The 18,628-nt window shown below is 74.9% G+C and carries 14 protein-coding genes; 7 read left to right on the top strand and 7 right to left on the bottom strand.

Annotation, left to right across the window (positions count from 1 at the left end; all coding sequences use genetic code 11):
• Window positions 1-89 precede the first annotated feature (89 nt).
• Window positions 90-923, top strand: a complete 834-nt coding sequence (locus tag AB0Q96_RS23940) for a 4Fe-4S single cluster domain-containing protein (RefSeq protein ID WP_365328660.1) — start codon at window positions 90-92, stop codon at window positions 921-923.
• Here AB0Q96_RS23940 and AB0Q96_RS23935 read toward each other — a convergent pair.
• Entirely contained in the window at window positions 898-2,127 is a 1,230-nt protein-coding gene (locus tag AB0Q96_RS23935; protein WP_365328658.1) for an Appr-1-p processing protein, read from the bottom strand. The two genes, AB0Q96_RS23940 and AB0Q96_RS23935, sit on opposite strands and share 26 nt — an antisense overlap.
• A gap of 196 nt (window positions 2,128-2,323) precedes the next feature.
• Here AB0Q96_RS23935 and AB0Q96_RS23930 point away from each other — a divergent pair, with 196 nt between their 5' ends.
• The 4 genes from AB0Q96_RS23930 to AB0Q96_RS23915 are packed head-to-tail and all read left to right on the top strand — an operon-like array spanning window position 2,324 to window position 9,140.
• On the top strand, window positions 2,324-4,660 hold the full coding sequence (locus tag AB0Q96_RS23930) for a protein kinase (protein ID WP_365328656.1): 2,337 nt from the start codon (window positions 2,324-2,326) through the stop codon (window positions 4,658-4,660).
• Complete coding sequence (locus AB0Q96_RS23925; RefSeq protein ID WP_365328654.1) at window positions 4,657-6,459, top strand: hypothetical protein; 1,803 nt, start codon at window positions 4,657-4,659, stop codon at window positions 6,457-6,459. The genes AB0Q96_RS23930 and AB0Q96_RS23925 overlap by 4 nt, the downstream gene beginning before the upstream one ends.
• Complete coding sequence (locus AB0Q96_RS23920; protein WP_365328652.1) at window positions 6,456-8,600, top strand: AAA family ATPase; 2,145 nt, start codon at window positions 6,456-6,458, stop codon at window positions 8,598-8,600. Before AB0Q96_RS23925 ends, AB0Q96_RS23920 begins: the two co-directional genes overlap by 4 nt.
• A gap of 51 nt (window positions 8,601-8,651) precedes the next feature.
• Window positions 8,652-9,140 carry an FHA domain-containing protein gene (locus tag AB0Q96_RS23915; RefSeq protein ID WP_365328650.1) on the top strand — a complete coding sequence of 163 codons (489 nt, stop codon included), beginning with the start codon at window positions 8,652-8,654 and terminating at the stop codon, window positions 9,138-9,140.
• Between the two features lie 30 nt (window positions 9,141-9,170).
• Here the strand turns inward: AB0Q96_RS23915 and AB0Q96_RS23910 are convergent, their stop codons facing one another.
• From AB0Q96_RS23910 to AB0Q96_RS23900, 3 genes are read right to left on the bottom strand one after another with little or no spacing between them, the layout of a single operon-like run.
• A complete protein-coding gene (locus AB0Q96_RS23910; protein WP_365328648.1) occupies window positions 9,171-9,836 on the bottom strand; it encodes an RES family NAD+ phosphorylase in 666 nt (221 codons plus the stop codon).
• On the bottom strand, window positions 9,836-10,474 hold the full coding sequence (locus tag AB0Q96_RS23905; protein ID WP_365328646.1) for a hypothetical protein: 639 nt from the start codon (window positions 10,472-10,474) through the stop codon (window positions 9,836-9,838). Before AB0Q96_RS23905 ends, AB0Q96_RS23910 begins: the two co-directional genes overlap by 1 nt.
• Entirely contained in the window at window positions 10,471-14,154 is a 3,684-nt protein-coding gene (locus AB0Q96_RS23900; RefSeq protein ID WP_365328644.1) for a CHAT domain-containing protein, read from the bottom strand. The genes AB0Q96_RS23905 and AB0Q96_RS23900 overlap by 4 nt, the downstream gene beginning before the upstream one ends.
• Window positions 14,155-14,453: 299 nt before the next feature.
• On the opposite strand from AB0Q96_RS23900, the gene AB0Q96_RS23895 reads away from it, so the two are divergent.
• The gene (locus AB0Q96_RS23895; RefSeq protein ID WP_365328642.1) at window positions 14,454-14,756 is read left to right on the top strand and encodes a hypothetical protein; all 303 of its coding nucleotides are present in this window, start codon (window positions 14,454-14,456) and stop codon (window positions 14,754-14,756) included.
• Window positions 14,753-15,406 (top strand): hypothetical protein, encoded by a 654-nt coding sequence (locus AB0Q96_RS23890; protein WP_365328640.1) that lies wholly within the window; start codon window positions 14,753-14,755, stop codon window positions 15,404-15,406. The genes AB0Q96_RS23895 and AB0Q96_RS23890 overlap by 4 nt, the downstream gene beginning before the upstream one ends.
• A gap of 252 nt (window positions 15,407-15,658) precedes the next feature.
• On the opposite strand, the gene AB0Q96_RS23885 is transcribed toward AB0Q96_RS23890, so the two are convergent.
• The 3 genes from AB0Q96_RS23885 to AB0Q96_RS23875 all read right to left on the bottom strand — a co-directional run bounded on the left by AB0Q96_RS23885 (window position 15,659) and on the right by AB0Q96_RS23875 (window position 18,410).
• Window positions 15,659-16,240, bottom strand: coding sequence for a hypothetical protein (locus tag AB0Q96_RS23885; RefSeq protein WP_365328638.1), 582 nt, complete (start codon window positions 16,238-16,240; stop codon window positions 15,659-15,661).
• 158 nt (window positions 16,241-16,398) lie between these two features.
• Window positions 16,399-17,385, bottom strand: coding sequence for an aldo/keto reductase (locus AB0Q96_RS23880; protein ID WP_365328636.1), 987 nt, complete (start codon window positions 17,383-17,385; stop codon window positions 16,399-16,401).
• 122 nt (window positions 17,386-17,507) lie between these two features.
• Window positions 17,508-18,410: a hypothetical protein gene (locus AB0Q96_RS23875; RefSeq protein WP_365328634.1), complete on the bottom strand. Its 903-nt coding sequence runs from the start codon at window positions 18,408-18,410 to the stop codon at window positions 17,508-17,510.
• Window positions 18,411-18,628 lie beyond the last annotated feature (218 nt).

The raw sequence follows: 18,628 nt of genomic DNA, 5'->3' as shown, positions 1-18,628 counted from the left end.
CGGAAAACGACCGGAACATTCTCCGGAATTGTTTGCCGTTCCCCGTCGAATACGTTGATACTCGATTTCGGTCCAAGGGGGAGGGCGTGATGCGCATCAGGATCGGCGGGACGCATTTCCCGCTGGAGACACTCGGCCCCGGCCGGCGCCTCGGCGTCTGGTTCCAGGGGTGTCCGCTGGCCTGCGCCGGGTGCATGTCCCGGCACACCTGGGACGCCGAGGGTGGCCGGGACGCGTCGGTCGGGGAACTCCTCGGCCTGTGGCGGGACGCGCTCGCCCAGGGCGCGGAGGGGCTGACGGTCAGCGGCGGGGAACCCCTCGAACAGGCCTCGGGACTCGCCGAGTTCCTGGCCGGGGCCGACGCGGCGCGCGGCGCGGCGGGGCGCGAACCGCCCGCCGACATCCTCGTCTACACCGGGTACGAGCAGGACGAGTGGGACCCGGACCGGCTGCGGGCCCTGCGGCACGCGGACGCCGTGATCGCCGGACGGTTCAGGATCGCCGAGCCGACCGGGCTGGTCTGGCGCGGCTCGGCCAATCAGCGACTGCTGCCGCGCACCGCGCTCGGACGGGCCCGCTACGAACCCCACCTGCACCGGCGGACCACGGGGCCGTCGGTGCAGGTGGTCGTGGAACAGGCCGTGGAACCGGCCGTGGAACCGGCCGCGCAACGCGCCGTCCGAACGGCACTGGAAAACGCAGACGAGCCCGCCGGAAAGCCCGCCGATGGATCAACGGAAGCGCTCACGGAAGCGCTCACGCAAGCGCCCACGGAAGCACCCACGGGAACACCCGCCGGAGCACCCGGAAGGCCGCCGGCGGCCCGCCTCCTCGGCGTACCGGCCCGTGGAGAACTCGCTTTCTACGAGAGGTGGTTGGGGGAACGTGGTCTGCGACTCAGGGAGCGGAGCTGGCGCCCGTGAGGAGTGGGGCGAGCTCGGGATCGCGGGTCACGAAGTGCACCGCCCAGCCCGGATGGCGGCTCAGCTCCTCCTGGACGGCCCAGCTGAGCCAGCGGGCGGCCTTGACGGGGGTGAGGCCGCCCTGCCCGGAGCCGAGCAACGGGAAGCAGAGGGACCGCAGGGGCGGGTCGTAGGCGTCCCGTTCGGCCTCGGCCAGGGCGAAGACGGCGGCGACGGCGTGGACGAGCGTCTCGGGGTCGGTCCGGTACCCGCCGCCGTCGTCGACCGGCCGGACGACGGCCGCGTGGTAGACGCGCCGCACGCCCCGGCCCGCCAGGGCGCCGGCCGAGGTCGGGGCGACCGTTCCGGGCCGTACGGGCAGACCGGTGCGGCCGTGCGACCGCATCCACGCGCCGAGTTCCCTGGCGAGCACGTCGTCGGTGATCTCACCGACCTCGTTGCGCACGGCGGCGGCCCTGCGCAGGGCGCCCGAGACGGTGGGCCGGAAGGTCTTCGACATCTCCATGTGCGTGTTCTCCGACGACACCAGGATGTCGATGTCCCGGAGCAGTTCCAGGGCGGAGAGGTGCACCGTGACCCGGTGCGGGGCGGCGGGCGCCGGTCCGGGTCCGCCCGCCCGGCGCGGCGGGTCGGGCACCGGGTCGGGGGTCGCGCGCCGCTGCCCCGCCCCGTCGCCCCCGGCACCGGACCGGGGCCCGCCCGAGGCGGCGTCACGGGCCAACGCCAGTGCGGCCGAGGCGAGTTCCGCGATCACCTGCTGCTCCTGGCCCCGGCGGAAGCGCTCGGGCGTGACGCCGTACACGGCCGCTGCCGCCTTGCGGCGTTCCTGGGCGGGGGCTCCGCGCCGGCCGGGCAGCAGGCCGAACGTGTGGGCGGCGGCCCGGGCGAGCGGATCGACCGTCCGGTCGTCCGCCAACTCGGAGACGGACGGGGTCTCGTCGGCCTCCTGTCGGGGGCGGGCGAGCCGTCGCACGGCGGCTTCGAGGAGGGCCTCGACGCCGGTGGCCCCGTCGGTCTCGGCCGTCGTGTGTCCGGTGGCGAGGGCGACGCGGCCCAGGGCCTGCGGACGCAGACCGCGGAGCGCGGCGAGGCCGGGGCGGCGCAGGGCGGCCAGTTCCCCGGCCAGGGTGGCGTGCGACGGCAGTCCCGGGCCGTCCGGGGCGGAGCGCCCCTCCGGCTCCGAGGGACGATTCTGCGGGCTCATGGCGGCCACCATAATCCCGGCTGCCGGATGCCGTGGAGGGCGTCATGAGAACTGGCCGGAACGATCTTCTTCCGTCGTGCGGTGCCCCATCGGGAAAAAGGGCGTCCGTGTGGGATCGAAAAGGGCCGGGAATGCGGAAAGGTCCGGAAATGCAGCCCCTTCCTCGCACGCTCCCGTCCGGAGAAAGGTGGAGACCATGACGACCGTGCCGCCGACGGAATGGGACCGCGAGGGATTCACCGGACGTACCGGTTTCCGCCCCACGGATCACCGTCCCGAGCTCGGTCCCGTCCCCGCCGAACTCCGCGGGCGCTTCGACCTCACCCAGGTCCTCCGCGAGGCCACGACCCCCGCACAGGCGGTCGTGCTGCGCGTCAAGGACCGCGAGGCCCGGCACGACGACGCCGCCGTGCCCCTGGTCCTCAAGTGGTACCACCGCGCCTACGCGCCCGACGCGGACGTGAGCCGGGTCCTCACGGGGGAGCTCGGGCACGTCGTCCGCGTCCTGGAACGGGGGACCGCCGACGGGCACCCGTACGAACTGATGCCGTCCTACGGCGAGACCACCCTCGCCCAGTACCGCACCCTGCACCCCGGGCCGCTCCGCCCGGAACTCGTCCACACCGTCGTCGCGCAGCTGCACGAGGCGCTGACCGCCCTGCACGAGGAGGAACTGGCCCACCGGGACGTCGCCCCCGACAACATCGTCGTGCGCACGCAGAACGAGGACCGCCTCGACCTGGTCCTCATCGACCACGGCGCGGCCGTCCACCTCGGCCGCGACGAGGACTCCCCGAAGCTCCAGGACTGGCTGGGCAAACCCCACTACGTGGCTCCCGAGGCCGCCACCGCCGAGCAGGTCGTCACCCCCGACGGCGACTGGTGGTCCCTCGGGATGGTCGTCGCCGAACTCGCCGCCGGACAGCACCCCATCGAGTTCTTCAGCAAGAGGGAGACGCTCCGCGAGATCGTCACCCACGATCCCGACCTCGCGCGCGTCACCGACGCACGCCTGCGGATGCTCTGCGAGGGCCTGCTGACCCGGGCACCCGAAGACCGCTGGGGCAGCGAGGAGGTGTACGGCTGGCTCTCGGGCGGCTCCCCGCCGGTCGCCCCGCGCACCTACGGCGGGTACGCCCCGCTGCCGCCCACCGTGGAACCGTTCGCCTTCCAGGGCCGCGACTTCGTCGGTACCGAGGCGCTGGCGGGACAGTTCGACGCCCAGTGGCGGGCCGCCGGACGCCTGCTGTCCCGCCGCCGCGACCGCGAGCGACTCGCCGCCTGGCTCGGCCAGTTCACCGACGCACCGGGCCGCACCGAGGAGGACGCCGCCGAACTGGCGCAGCTGCGGGAACGGCTCACCGACGCCCTGGACCCCCCGGCCATGCTGCGCCTGCTCAACTGGATGGGGCCCACCCGGTTCGCCTCGTGGCACGGCACCGGACTGGACCCTTACCACCTGGCGGAACTCGCCGAGGCGGCCGAGGCGGGCGACCAGCCGGCCCGGGAGCTGGTGGAGGCCCTGACCCGCCACGAACTGCTGCCCCTGCTCGTCTCCCGCCCCGGCGGCGAGGGACTCGACGACGTCCAGAGCCGCTGGCGGAGCCACCGGGCCGGCTGGGACGCGGCGGTCGCGGACCTGCGGGTGCGGGGCGGCCCCGCCGAGCGCGGAGACGCGGCCCGGCTGCTCCGCCACACCGTGGAGCTCGACGCGCGGCTGCTGCGCCTCGCCCAGGAACCCGAGCTCGTCCGGAACCGCCTGCTGGCCGAGGGCACCTGGAACGCGGCCTCAGGCGCCGAGCCGCCCTGGTACCGCGCACTCCGCGCCGACGAGGACAACCCGCTGCGGCTCCTCGCGGCGACCCTGCTCAGGAGGGTCGCCGAGGTCGAGGCGGACCAGCAGCGGAGCCGTGAGCTGGATCAGGAATGGACGCGGCGGATCCTCAGGGAGAGGAGCGCGCGCAAGGAGGTGCTGCGCCGCCTGGACCGGCAGCCCACCCTGGGCTGGGCCCTGCTCGGCGCGACCCTGGTCACCGCGCCCTGGACCTTCCTCATCGGCCTCGCCGACCTGCTGGACGGCGCCGACCAGCGCCAGGTCGTACTCGCCTGGATGATCGCCCTGCCCGCGGCGGCCGTCGTCCACGCCCTGGAGCTGTGGATCGCCCTCGTCATCGGCGCGCACTTCTACCATCCGGCCCGCTCCCTCGCCGGGCTGCTGATCCCCGCCGCCGACCGGCCACTCGCCGCCGCCCGCTCCCGCGGCCGGATCGGCATCGCGGCGGCCGCCGCCTGCCTGACCGCCCTCGGGGCGCTGGGCGTCTGGGCCGTCGTCATGGCGCCCTGGGCCTGGCCCGTCGCGACCGTCCTGGGCCTCGCGGCCTGGACCGTCCACCGTCGGCTGGAATGGCGGCGGACCGAACGGGAGGCCCGCCTGGACCCGGCGGCCCCTCCCGAGATCCGGAACCGGCGGCGCCCCGCGCCGTCCTGGCCGCTCGCCTCGCGGGGGCCCGCATCCTCCAGGAGGAACACATGAGCCAGGGCCTGGTCTTCCCCTCGATCGCCGAGATCGTGCCGACCGTCGGCTACCCGGCCTCCGCCACGCCCGGCACCGCCGACGCCCTCGGCCAGGGGTTCGGGCACGCGACGGACGGCCTGGGGCAGGGCCTCGGGCACGCCGCCGACGGCCTCGGGCAAGGGGTCGGCCACGCCGTCGACGGCGCCCAGGCGGCGGCCGGGCACGCCCTCGACGCGGCCGGGCACGCCCTCGACGCGGCCGGGCACGCCCTCCAGGAACTCCTGGAACCCGCCGCCGTCGCCCTCGGCGCCCTCAGCGGGGCCCTCCTCGTCTGCCGGGCCGCCATGGCCGGCACCCGGCTCCTCGCCGCCGCGGCGGGCCGGGCCGCCGAGGAACAGCGCTGCCTCGAACGCGTCCAGCGCGCCGCGACGGCCGCCGCCGCCCAATGGGAGTCGGCCGCCTTCGCCGCCGTACGGGCCAACGCCCGCCGCGCCGCACTCCTGGGCCGCGTACGCCGGGCCACCGCCGGCACCCCACCGGACACGCCCCCGCCCCCGCCGCCCGACCTGCCGCCCCCGCTCACCTGCGTCGGCACCCGGCTCGACGTCCTGCGCCGCGAACTCGCCGTCCTGGAAGAGGCCCTGGCCAGGGCGGAGGCGGCCCAGGACCGGTGGACGCTGGACCGGGCCCTGCGCCTCACCGGCGGACCGCAGGACGAGGCGTGGCGGCGGCGCACAAGGGAACGCCGCGAGACCCTCGTACGGGCCCTTCAGGACCCGTCGACGGCGGACGGGCCGGTGCTCCCCCCGGCGCCGGCGGTCGAGGGACTCGGCCGGGAACGGGCCGAGGAGTCCGGTGCCGAGCTCCTCGCCCGGCTGGTGCCCGGGACGGACGCCAAGGACGCCGAACTGGCGGTGGTCGCTGTACGGCTCGCCGTCGCCTGCGCGGACGACCGGCCCGCCAAGGCCCGCAACCACCTGCGGGAGGCACGCCGGTTCGTCAGTGACTCCAACCGGGCCGTACGGGCCCGGCTCGCCGTACAGGAGAAGGCCGCCGTGCAGCTCGACTGCCTCCTCACCGAGGCGCCGCCCGGCGAACCCCCGCTGGCCCCGGCAGGCGAGGAGATCGCCCTCCTGCGGGCCGCCCTGGAGAAGGGCCGCGCGCCGACCCCCGAAGAGCAGCGCAGAGTGGACCAGCGCATCCGGGAGCGGACCGCCGACCTGGAGTGCCGCTACACCAGCGAGCTGATCGGGCTCGCCGTCGCCCGGCTCGCCGACCCGCACGCCGCGGCCCTGCCGACGGCCCGGCGAGGCACGGCGGCGAACGCCGACGCCATGACGGCCGCAGCATCCGGCACTTCCGGTACTTCCGGTGGTTCGAGCGGTTCCGGCGGTTCCGAAGGGTCCGACGGGCCCTTGTGCTTCGACCTGACCCCGGCCGGGTGGTGGCCCGACCACTGGCTGCGCATCACCGTGCACGACGACGCCACCGAGATGGTCACGATGCACGCGGAGCGCCCCGGACCCGCGAGCGTCGCACAGCGGGCGCTGGACGCCCGCCGCTGCCACGAGGCCCGCGCGCACCTGGACGCGCTCCGCGAGGCCGGGCGCCGCTGGGGCATCGACCTGCCGGTGTCGTTCCGGGAGAGCGGCGCGGCCGTGCCCGGCGTCCGGGGCGGAGACGGGGCGATCGTGCTCGAACTCGCCGACGCCGAGGAGCACACGGCACCCGGCACCGGGACCCGCGACGACCTCCGCACCACCGATCGGCCCAAGGCACGGCGCGTCGACGACGACAGGAGGAGCACCGGACGATGAGCGTCCACGACATGACCAAGGCACCCCGGCAGGCCCCCGGCCACCAGGGTCGGGACCCGCGCCCGGCGCACCCCCGGGACCGGCGGGTCCCGCTGTTCGTCGAGGAACTGACCGGGACGCTCAGCGTCCACGCGCAGTACGTCCTCCACGGCAACGTCGACGACCTGCACCTGGTGCGGCCCCGCGGCACCGACAGCCACCACGAGCTGGTCACCGTCCTGTGGAACTCGCTGCGCGCGCAGGGCTACCGGGCCCTCGTCCGCTACGACCAGATCGACGGCTTCCGCGTCGCCGGACCCCGGTCCGGCCCCGACCTCGACATGGTCCGGCACCTGCTGGCCGAAAGCGGCCCCACCGCACTCCCGAGGGCCGGCCGCTCCCCCCGTACCTCGCCGCTCCTGGAGGTCGTACCGCAGTTCCAGGAGCTGGTACGGGGGTGGGCGCAGCGGCGGGCGGTGAGCGCGTCCACGCAGGAGGCGGGACCCCTGCGGGTGGCCCTGCTCGTCGACCACGCCGGGCGGCTGCCCACCGATCCGGGGCGGCTCAGCGAGGCCGAGCGGGACTTCTTCCTCGCCTGCCTGAAGCTGGCCGGCTCCGCCGAGCCGCACGCCCCGGACCCGGCCGCCGCCCTGGCGATGCCCGCGCACCCGGCCCCGCCCGCGCTGTTCAACCCGATCATCTGGCTGACCCCGGGCGAACGGGACCTGCCGTCCTGGTTCGTCTCCGGCAGCAACCGGATCCGCCGGATCGCCGTACCCGAGCCCGACGCCGACGAACGGCGCCGCATGGCCCGGCTCCTGGAACGCGAACACGCCCGGGAGACGGGCCGCCTGCGCCGCGCGGACATACCGGGCATGAACACCGGGACAGGCGACGGGGCCGGGGCCGGGTCCGAAGCCGAGGCCGGGGCTGAAGGCGCGGAGGAGCGGGGGAGCGTCCGCGCGGACGACTTCGCGCGGGCCGCGCAGGGCATGAACCTGCGGGCCATGCGGGAGAGCGTCACCCTGGCGGTGGCACGCGGGATGCCGTTCGCGGCGATGCCCGACGCCGTGCGCGTCTACCGGCTCGGGGTGGAGAAGAACCCGTGGCGCCGGGAGGAGATCCGGCAGCGGATCAAGGAGGGCGAGGAACGGATCCCGGCCCGCGTCCTCGGCCAGGACACCGCCGTCGGGATGACCCTGGCCATCCTCAAGCGCGCCGCCCTCGGCCTCTCCGGCGCCCAGGCGAGCACCCCGGGCCACCGGCCGCGCGGCACCCTGTTCTTCGCCGGGCCGACCGGCACCGGGAAGACCGAACTGGCCAAGGCCGTCGCCTCGGTGCTGTTCGACAGCGACCAGGCGTATCTGCGCTTCGACATGAGCGAGTTCTCCGCCCCGCACTCCGCCGACCGGCTCGTCGGCGCGCCACCCGGGTACGTCGGCTTCGAGGCCGGGGGAGAGCTGACCACGGCGGTACGGGCCAACCCGTTCCGCGTGATCCTCTTCGACGAGATCGACAAGGCGGACAAGGGCGTCCTGGACAAGTTCCTCCAGGTCCTGGAGGACGGCCGCCTCACCGACGGGCAGGGCGTCACCACGTACTTCAGCGAGTGCGTCCTGATCTTCACCTCGAACCTGGGGGTGCAGCGCACGGACCCGGTGACCGAGGAACGCGAGTGGATCGTCGAACCCGGCACGCCCTACCGGGAACTGGCGCACCAGGTGAAGCGCAACGTGAAGCACCACTTCGAGGCCGTCGTGGGGCGGCCCGAGCTGATGAACCGCATCGGCGGCAACGTCGTGGTCTTCGGGTTCATCACCGAGGAGACCGCCGGGCGGATCCTGGACCTCCAGATCGGCAACATCCGGCGCCAACTGGCCGCCGAGCACCAGCTCCGGCTGGAGCTGTCCCCCGGGGCGCGGGCCCAGCTCGCGACGTACTGCACCCGGGACCTGTGGAACGGCGGCCGGGGCATCGGGATGATCCTGGAGACACACCTGCTGAACCCGCTGGCCGGCGCGCTGTTCGACCGCCCGGGGATCGGCCCGGGCGAGACCGTCCTGGTGCACGGGGTCCACGAGACCGAGGACGGACAGGTGGAGATCGACGTCGAGACGCTGCCCGGGAGAGCGGTGAGGGGGAGCGGGGCCGGCGAACGGTGAGGCGAGCGGGGCTGGAGAGCGGGACCGGGGAGCGGTGAGGGGAGTGGTGAGGTGAGCGCGGTGGGCGACGAGGACTGGGAGGACCTGGACGCGGGACTGCCGGCGGACGAACCGGTGCCGATGCCCGCCGCACCGGTTCGGGTCGCCCCGGCGCCCGCGACGCCGGGACCGCCGGCGGCCCCGGCCCGGCTGCGGTTCGAGGAGGTCGCGCTGACGGTGACGGTCCTTCCCGGCACCGTGACCGGGCTGGGCCGCGACCCGGAATGGGCGCCCGGCACCGCCGCCGCGCTCGCCGCGCACCCGACCGTCTCCCGTCGGCACGCGAGCGTCGCGGTGGCCCAGGACGGCACCGCCACCGTCACGGAGGAGCCGTCGACCGCCGCCAACGGCACGCGCCTCAACGGCGTCGACCTGATCCCCGGACGGCCCTACCCGCTCACCGACGGCGACCGCCTGCAGCTCGGCGCGCGGATCGGCTGCGTGATCACCCTCGGGCGCGGCCAGGGGCGTCCGGGCCGCGCGGAGGCGGTGCAGGGCTGACGGACGGAGGAGCCGTCGGCCCGCCCCGGGTCAGGCCAGGTCGTCCGGGACCGAGATCCGGGCGCGCAACGGCTCCAGGAGGGCGTTCACCTCGCGGACGTCCACCGGGTCGTCGAGGCGCAGGGTCTCGTCGGGTTCCGGGCGCAGCGACTTCCCTTCGCAGCGGTCGCCGAACAGCTGGAGGGCGGGGCGGGGACGGCAGCGCTTCGACTGCCACAGCAGGCCCGCCGGTTCGGGACAGTGCTCGCGGATCAGCCGCGCCCAGTAGCGGGTCTTCGCGTAGTCCTGCTCCTCGCAGTCCACCAGCCAGCCGTCCTGCCAGACCCCGGCGAGGCCCTCGGCCGTAGTGAGGTCGACCAGCTCCAGGTCCTCGGTGGTGCTCAGGACGGACAGACGGTAGCGGGAGGCCTGCGCCCAGGGCACCAGCCGGGTCCCGGTCGCGTCGTCGAAGTCGAGCGACCGCAGCAGGACCTCGGAGAGGGCGGTCACCGGGTCGAGGCCCGCGTAGAGGTACGCGTAGGGGTCCTGCTCGGTGGCGTCGAAGCGGCTTCCCCGGAAGAACGCGTGGGCGAGCCGGGGATTGAACTCCCGCGCCTCGTACTGGTGCAGGTGCAGCCGCCACAGCCGGGTGCCGGCGGCGAGCCGGTGGACGACGGGCCGCATGGGGGTTCCGGTGGGCGGGATCTGTTCCGACATCAGAGGTCGCCCTCCACCAGTTCGCGCGCGGCCAGGGTCAGGTGCTCGTCGGGGACGGAGCCGAGGAGCTCCGCCGGTACGCCGCCGAGCCAACGGTTCCCGCCCAGCCACCAGTCGGCGGCACCCCAGGGATCACGGTCCGCCATGAGCAGGCGGTTGATGACGCCGACCACGGCAAGCGGCCGTCCCGTGCCCGCCTCGAACTGGAACAGCGGGTAACGGTCGCCGCGTTCGGGATCGCGCAGCCGGATCAGTCCGGGGTCGCCGGTGGCCGCCCCGACGGCGGCGGCCGGCAGGGAGGGCGCGGCCAGGAGCCGTGCGCGGACCGGGTCCCGCGGCGGCGGGCCGTGCAGGGAGCCGAGCAGCGCGAGGAGCGCCTGCCGGTCGAGGACGGGGGCTTCGGCGGTGCCGGCGAAGCGGACGCCGTCGCGCAGGGCCCGGGTCACCGGGTGCTCGTCGGGCAGGCCCCGCAGGACCCTCCGCAGGCCGCGCACCGCCGCCTGGACGGCCTGCGGCTCCGTGCTGTCGGCCAGCTTCCGCAGGGCCGCCGCCAGCTCCTCGCGGGCGGGCGGGTCCAGCTCCGCGAGCGTCCGCGCCCAGTGGGCGCGGAGCAGCGCCACGAACTCGTCGGGTGTCATGCGGCCGGCTCTCCTTCCCGGTGGGGGTGCCCGGTGCCGGGCGGGGGCGTGCCGTCGGCACGGGGCGCGGGATTGCCCTGGTGGATGAAGGCCCCCCAGTAGGCGGGCCCGGTCAGCTCCGGCCGGCCGGCGGTACGGCGCAGCGGCGGCGTCAGGCCCCGCACCTCGGGCCGGAGCCCGTCGGGCGCCAGCATCCAGCGCTGCGCGGCGCGCAGGGCGTCGGGCGGCGCGAGACCGGCGGCCACGTGGTGGTGGAAGACGGTCATCAGGACGGCCGAGGCGTCGTCACTGACCTTCCAGCGCGAGCCGACGGCATCCGCCGCGAGCGCGTGCACGAAGGCGGTGGTCACCGTGAGCGCCTCGTCGTGGTCGTGGGTGCTCAGGTCGGTCTCGCAGGCGCTGAGGACGACCAACGGCCGCCCCGCGCCCTCCGGCCCCGGGCGCGTGTCGAGGAGCCGGGTCACGGACAGGCGACCCGCCCCGGGCTCCGCGCCCACGGGGCGGCCCAGTTCGAGGACGGACGAGCCGGGATCGGCCCCGGCCGTGCCGTGGCAGACGAGGTGGACGACGGCGACCGGCCGCGCGCCGGGGGCCTGGGCACCGAGCAGCCCGAGGACCTCGGCCGGGGTGCCCGCGGGCGGCGGCGACACGAACGCGCGGGTGTCGTACGCGCCGTAGAGCGTCGCCCCCGGGTAGTAGGCGTCGTGGACGGCGAGGATCTCGTCCTCGGCCATGTCCAGGTCGGCCGGTACGCAGACCAGCGCCTGGCCCTGGACGAGCGGCAGCCGCCGGGCGCGTACCGCCCGGAGGAACTCCCGCCCGGAGGCGGCGTATGTGAGGACGACCGGCTCGCAGGCCCGTACCGTCTCCGGTGCGCCGGCCGCCCGCCACCGGTCGGGGACCGGGAGCCTGGCCGCCTGCCACGGCACCACGCCCAGGTTCCCGCAGGCGACGACGGCCAGCCGCACCGGCGGGGCGGTGGCCGCCGCACCGTCGAGCAGACCGGCCTCGCCCAGGCCCCGTTCCCACAGGCCGAGCGCGTCCAGGACGGGGCCCATGACGCCGGCGCCCGCCCAGTCGCACAGGGCGTCGAGCGCCGTCTCCCACCGTTCGGCGCCGCGGCGGGCGGTGAAACGGCCGGCGGTGGCCTCCAGATAGGCGGCGACCGGCGCACGCCCCGCCCCCGACAAGGCAGGCAGGGACAACGCCCACGGCTCCCGGCCCGGGGCCACGACGAGGGCCCAGCCCTCGTCGGCGGCCTCGCCCGGCAGCAGGTAGACGAGGGCCTCGGCACCCGACCGGGCGACCGCGTCCCGCAGTGCGGCGGCCTCGGGCTCCCGGCCTTCGCGGGCGTCGCGTCCGTCATCCGCTCCGCGCAGCAGGGCCAGGACCTCGCGGCGCAGTCCGCTCGGCAGCAGCCGGGTGTCCGGCCCGCCGTCGAGCAGCGTCGCCAGCAGCCGTTCCGGGTCCTGCTCGGGCGCCGTCACCGTGCCGTCCGGCCGTGCCTCCCGCCACTGCCGGGCCAGCTCCTCCTCGCCGAGCTCCGACAGCCGCTCCGGCACCGTGGCGGAGACCGCCGCGGCCCCGAGAACCAGCGCCCGCCCGGCCTCCAGACACGCGACCGCCTCGTCGGGACGCCCGGCCCGGACGGCCCACACGGCGGCCCGCAGCCCCCGGGCGGCGCCGCCGCGAGCGACGTCCAGACCGTGCTGGACGCCCTCCTGGAGCAGGACGCTGTCGGCGGTCGCCCGCAACGAGGTGCGGGCGTCGGCGACAGCGCGGACCAGATCGGGTCCCGCGCCGCTCCCGGCACGCATGGCGTACGCCTCGGCGAGATCCCAGTGCAGCGAGGCGGCCACCTGGGTGGTGCCGGTGTCCAGTTCGGCACGGGCACGCTCGAGCTCGTCTACGACCTCGTCGAGGACTGTCGGGTCCTTCTCCGTGCCCCCTTGGAGGGAGAGCGCCATGGCGATGCCCATCCGGGTACGGATCCGCTGGTCGGCGACGATGGGGTGGGCGTCGAGGGAGGCCCTCGCCCGCGCCACCGCCTCGGCGACCCGCTCGGGGTCCGGGTCCAGGTAGGAGGTGAGGGCCAGCAGCGGAGCGGCGAGGGCGTCCATGAGCCGCCGCGCGAACGGCACGGTCTCGGCCGCCTCGTACGCCTGGTCCAGGTAGTGCCCCGCGCGACGCAGGGGCTCGATGTCGGAGGTGGCCCGCGCGAGCGCGATGTGGCCGTAGCAGAGGAGGAAGAGCGGCATGAACCGCTCGGCGTCGGCTGTGCCCGAACCGTTGGTCCGGTCGGTGCCGCTCGTGCCGCTGTTCCCGCCGGTCCAGTCGGTCCCGCGGTTCTCGTCGGCCTCGTCGAGTTCGTCGAGGATGTCGAGCACTTGCCCCATCAGCTCGTCGAGCGCCGGGGCGTCCCGCGTGTCGGCGGCCTCGTTCAAGCGCCTCATCAGCAGCAGGTTGCGGTTGGCCCGCAGCAGGTCCTCGGAGCCGGGCAGGGTCCCGTACGGCAGTGGCGCCGGCAGCTGCCCGTCCCCGGGCGCGAGGACGCTCTCCGCCAGCTTCCCCGCCATGCCGAGTTCGACGTTGCTGCCGCCGAACTGCGAGACCCCGGCGAGCAGCCCGGGCAGCACGCCGCGTACGAGCCCGGCGAGGTCGTGATCGGATCGGTCCTGGATCGCCGCGGACTGCAACAGGCCGAGCGCCGCCTCCACCTGACCGGTGTCGCCGGTGCCCAGACCGAGCATCGCGCGGACCATGGCGAGCATCGGGCCGGGGATTCTGCTTTCCGCGAGCGGACCGGGGGCACCGGCGTCGCCGAGCAGGGAGGCGATCTGGTCGGCAGAGACGGCGCCGGGCTCCGCCGCCATGGTGAGCACCCCGAGCAGCGTCCGGAGCTGCTGTTGTTCCTCGCGCGTGGGGAGACGCATGGTTTCCGGCGACGCTGCTTCCGTCCCGGGCGGCAGCATGTCCCGCAGCATCCCCACCAGCGGAGCGACGGGCCCCAGCAGACGCTGGTCGAGGCCGTCCACCCGGTCCAGGATGCCGTGCAGAGCCGCCGGGTCGCCGGAGACGAGCGCGGCCTGGAGGTCCGTCTGGAAGGCGAGGAAGTCCGCCGCGCCCTCGGGCAGCCCGCCGGGTGTGGCGGCGCCGATCTCGTGGACGAGCTGCTCGATCTCGGGGGCGGCCTCGATGACGCCGAGTCCGCCGTTGGCCAGCGGAATGGAGGCGTCGATGATGGACTGCACCATGTCCATCCCGAGCGGCCGGCGCTCGCTGAACGGGCCCACGAGCAGCACGAGCAGGTTCCGCGCCGCCTCGGTGTGCGTCCCGACGTCGAGCAGCCGCCCTTCCCGGGCCCTGCGCAACAGGTGGATGGCCTCCTCGCGGTCCGCCTCCTCGCGGCGGTCGTTCCAGCGGGTGCCGATCAGCGCGCCGAGGCGTTCGCAGCAGGAGGGGAGCAGCGTCGGTTCGTCCGGAGGGCCGTCACCCAACTCCCGTATCAGCAGACGGAACTCCGCGACCAGCGCGTCCCGTTCATCCGGCGACGGCGCCGCCGTAGGGGGCTCGTGCCCGATCGGGACGACCTTGGCCCCCGCGGAACGCCGCACCAGGTCGGCCACCCGGCTGCCGATCATCTCGCCGGAGGACTCCACCGCTTCGCCTTCGATCCCCAACACCCCTCCTCAGCAAGCCGATACGGCCCATCATGGCCCGCTCGTCCGGCGTGCGGCACGCGCTCGGGGGAGTCAGCGGAAACCGTCCGGCGATCGACCGGATCATGGCCGGAACAGCCCGGCCCGTCGGCGGTCCGCGTGACACGATCGAGGAAGGCACAGCGCCCGCACGGCCGGGGCGCGCACCGACGCGGGGCGGACCACCACCTGCCTGCCCACGCGCCGGTTGCGGACCCCGTCCCACCCCGCCGCGTCCCGCCGCGCCCCGCTCCCTCCTCCGCTTCGGAAGGTGACCGCCCTTGACCCTCCTTCCCTACCTTGAGGTCACCGCCGCGTCCTACGCCGCCGCGTACACCGCCGGGCTCCGGGTGACGGGCACCCGGGACGGCGCGGTGCTCAGCGGCACGTGCCCGCGCTGCGCCTGCCCGTTCGACTTCACGTACACCCGCCGGGTCTTCCGGCATCCGCGCCCGGGAGGCCGCTCCGCGCGGACGGTCGACGTGCCGGTCCTGTGCGTGTGCGAGACGCCCCACGAGGGACGTCCGGCGGGCGAGGAGGGCTGCGGGGCGTACTGGAACGTCGTCCTGGAGCGGACGCCGTGACGCCGTGGCGGGCCCGCTCCGGTCCGGCCGGGACGCCCGCCGACCTGCTGGCGGCGCGTGGTGGCCGACGGCTGCTGCGCGAGGAACTGCCCCGGGTCCGCGAGACGGCGCTGGCCTGGCGCAACGGCCTGGGCGCGCTGCTGCTCGGGCTGATCGGCTTCGGGCTGCTGAAGGGGCGTACGGACGTGGGGGCGCTCGCGGCGCCCTACGGTGCGCTGGTCGGTGCGCTGTTGCTGGGTGCGCTGCTCAGCGGGGCGACGGGCGGGATGCTGCTGCTGCGCGCCGCGCACGGGCGGCCGGCGGCGTCCACGGTGCCCGACCCGGCGCCGGGCGTCCTGCCCGCCGGGCCGGTGGCCGCCGGGCACGAGGAGGCGCTGAGCGCGGCGCGGGCCCTGACCCGCGGGGTGGTGGCCACGCTCGGCTGTGCGGCGCTGCTCACGGCCGCCGTCGCCCTGACCTGGTACGGCCCGGCCGCCGAGGGTCCACGGCTGACCGTGACCACCCCGTCCGGGACCTTCTGCGGGGAGCCGCTCCGCACGACGGGCGGTCGCCTCGCCCTGCGGACCTCGGAAGGTGAGGTGAGCGTCGACCTGTCGACCGTGCTGGCCCTCCGCCCGACCCCTTCCTGCGCCCCGCCGGGCGCCCCGTGAACGACCCGCCGACGGCGCGCGCCCGTGCCCGCCCCCTGCTGGACCTCCTCGACGACCTCGCTCCGCCCGGCGTGGCTCACTGGATCAGCTCGGTGTGCGGATGGTCCGGGGAGTCCGGGCAGACGTAGAGCTGCAGGTCCTCGTACGGGGTCCAGCCGTGACCGACAGCAAGCGCTCGCGGGCACCGGGGCTTCGGGATCCGGCGACGGCCGGAGGCCCAGGTGCCGGGTCGGAGGAGGTCCGGGTACCCGGTCAGAAGTCCAGGTACCGATAACGCCGCAGGAGGGTTCCGGCGGCCTTCTCGGTCGTGCCGAGGGCCGCGGCGACCCGGGGCACGGCACCGTCCTTCTCGCCGCTGACGTACCGGGCGGCCACAAGGGCGAAGGAGTCGACCGTCGTCTCCAGCTCGCCCACGGCCCTCAGCACGGTGAGCGGGTGGTCGTCGACGAGCTCGTCCAGACGCTTGTGCAACCGCTTCAGTAAGTCGGCGACGTCCAGGGGCAGCGGCACCGAACGGGCCTCGACCTCGTCCAGGTGGACCTCCCAGTCCCGCTGCGGCCCGGACACGTCGAAGGCGGCGAGGTCGGCGCGGTCGACCTTGGCCCAGTCGATGGGGAACTCCCGCTCGCCGCGCCACCCGCACGCACACCTTCCGCGCATCGACGTGGCGGTGGGCCTGCGCAGCTCGCCCGTGTACACCCACCAGTCGGTCGACTCGTGGAAGTACGTGCCGCTGCCCATGTCGAAGGAGACCGGACCGGGTTCGGTGCCGTCCGCGAGCAGCACCCCGACCGCGCCCTCGTGCGACTCGTACCGCTCACGCTTCCAGCTCATCCGGAATCCCTCCTCATGGGCGTGGACCGGCGGTCCGAGCGGGCCACCCACTCCACGATGAGGGAGCGGGAAGCCGCGGCGCAGCCAATACGGCATATTCCACCGGCAATCGGTTGCGTGAGCCGTGGTGTGCGCCCCCCCGGGACCCGGGGTTCGGATCAGTCGTCGACGAAGGTGAGGCTGGTCGCGTCGTAGCGCGTGCCCGCCACCTGCTCGGGCGGGACGGCGGCCTCGATGGCGGCGAGCTCGTCGGGGGACAGCTCGACGGCGAGGGCCGCCAGGTTCTCCTCCAGGTAGCGCGGACGCCGGGTGCCGGGGATCGGCACCACGTCGTCGCCACGGTGCTGCACCCACGCCAGGGCCAGTTGGCCGGTGGTGACGCCCTTCGCCCGGGCCAGCTCGTCCAGCTTCGCTACGATCGCCAGGTTCCGTTCCAGGTTGCCGTCGGCGAACCGCGGCTGGCCGCGCCGCATGTCCGTCTCGTCCATCGCCTCGACCGACGCGTACCGGCCGGTCAGGAAGCCCCGCCCGAGCGGGGAGAACGGCACGAGACCGATGCCGAGTTCGCGGCAGACCGGGGCGATCTCGGCCTCCAGGCCACGGGTCCACAGGGACCATTCGCTCTGGAGCGCGGTGATTGGGTGCACGGCATGCGCCTGACGGATCGTCCGCGCACCGGCTTCGGACAGCCCCAGGTACCGGACCTTCCCCGCCCGCACGAGCTCGGCCATCGCGCCGACGGTCTCCTCGATCGGCACGTGCGGATCGACCCGGTGCTGGTAGTAGAGGTCGATGTGGTCGACCCCGAGCCGGCGCAGCGACGCCTCGCACGCCTGCCGCACGTAGGCGGCGTCGCCGCGGACCCGGGTGGGCTCGCCCAGGCGGTTGACGAAGCCGAACTTCGTCGCCAGCACGACCCGGTCCCGCCGCCCGGCGACGGCCCGCCCGATCAGCTCCTCGTTGTGCCCGGCGCCGTAGAAGTCGGCGGTGTCCAGGAGTGTCACCCCGAGGTCGAGCGCGCGGTGCAGGGTCGTGACGGACTGCGCGTCGTCCGCGGCCCCGTACGCGTGACTCATGCCCATGCACCCCAGGCCCTGCGCGGACACCGCGAGTCCGCCGAGATGCCGGGTGGGAACGTCGGTCATGCTGCTGCCTCCTGCACTCGTATCCATGACCGGGACGCTAGGCATTGGAGCGCACTCCAAGTCAACCCGGCGTCATCTCCCGCCCGCGCCCTCCCTGTTCCGGCGTCCGGGCCGGCGGTGAGCTAGTCCCGCCGGACGGTGTAGACGTTCCAGGAGTCCGGGTCGCCGATGTAGACGTACAGCTTGGGGTGTTCGCGGGTCCCGTAGATACTCCAGCTGTCCATACCGTGGCGACAGCCGTCGATGGTGACGGACACCTGTTGGGAGTAGGGGCCGTCGGCCGGGTCGTAGGTCCAGGTGCCCGTGCCGGTGCAGGAGTGGACCTGGGGTTCGAAGGAATCGACGGAGTCGTCGAAGGCGAAGGTGTCGACGCGGGTCGCGGTGGCTGTGCCGTCCGGGGCGAGGACGAGGGTGCCGCCCTTCGCGTCGGCGTACGTGCCGGCGACCAGTACCCTGCTCAGCTGCGGGGGTTCGTAACCGATCCCGGAGTACAGCGCGATGCCGGCGAGGGTGAAGGCGGTGACGGCGGCGAGCGTCCCGTACAGGGCGACCGACCCGAACATCGCGCCTCCGGAGACCGGTGGGCGGTCGGGCAGCAGCAGTCTCCGGGCGACGAGAGCGGGGGCGGCGAGCGCGATCGTCACCACGAGCCACGCGCCCGGCCAGGCCAGGTGCCCGGCCTCGGCCAGGACCGCCACGGCCAGGACGGGCGGGGCGGTCACGGCGGCGGCCGTGGCCGGGATCCACCACCACGCCTCGCGACCGGAGACGGCGCGGCCGAGCCAGGCCGCCACGGCCAGGAGCGGCATGATCACGATGATGGTCAGGAGGACTCCGAGGGCGGCCCCGACGGCGGCCAGGAACGGCGCGGCGATCACCATCACCCCGAGCCCCAGCCCGTTGGAGGGCAAGAACGGGGCTTCCTGGGTCTGCCCCCGCACGTACTCCGCGATCACCCCGATCACGGCCTCGACGAACAGCACCGAGAGCGAAGCCGTCAGGACGGCCCCGAACCTTTCCCCCACGCGCGCCTGAGCCTGCGGCAGCACCGGATGCCGAAAATCTGAACACATTCAAATCCCCTCCGGTGCTCATCATGCACCAAGGCGCCCCGTCCACACCCGGCACCCCCACGACGATCCACAGGCGGGACCGCCGGAGCCGTCGGGGCAGGGCCGGCTCGGCGGTGCGGGCGGCGTTGTCAGTGCCTCTCGTTAGTCTCGCCACACACCGCAGTTCAGGG

Source organism: Streptomyces sp. NPDC093111 (assembly GCF_040683955.1).
Lineage (GTDB): Bacteria > Actinomycetota > Actinomycetes > Streptomycetales > Streptomycetaceae > Streptomyces.
This window is presented reverse-complemented; position numbering and strand designations above follow the sequence as displayed.